The sequence below is a fragment of the Pseudomonas sp. AC463 genome, from assembly GCF_979253585.1.
The window spans coordinates 1-381 of record NZ_CEEDDZ010000203.1; the positions used below are offsets into that span (position 1 = coordinate 1).

1 protein-coding gene is annotated in these 381 nt (G+C 65.6%); it reads right to left on the reverse strand.

Annotated elements, in window-relative coordinates:
* Window positions 1-381 (reverse strand): hypothetical protein (locus AC0IYH_RS29780; RefSeq protein ID WP_471837677.1); only part of this gene is annotated, 381 nt, incomplete at both ends.

Here is a 381-nt window from a genome sequence, read left to right on the forward strand (position 1 = left end):
CACCGATCCCTGCAACGATGCCTCCGGACTGATCCGCCCGCCGATCCGGAAACCCGTCGTCGGGTTCAACAGATCGTCCGACCCGTCGTAGATCAGGCTGGTCGGCAGCGCGCCGATGAAGAAGGTCCGCCGCCGCGGATCGCCGGTGGCGAGGATCACGTCGCGCTCGTCCGAGGCGATCAGTTCGGCGCCGATCGACCACGTCCACGTCTTTTGGAAGAAGATGTTGGTCTGCCGCTCCAGCGTGCCCGACAACGAGAAGGTCTTCGCGTCGTACGCGTTGCGCGACTGGTGCGCCGCCGCGACCTGGAACGTCAGCACGCGGTCGCGCGCCTCGAAATTGTTGCGGCGATAGACGACCGAGCCGAGTTGCTCCTGTGT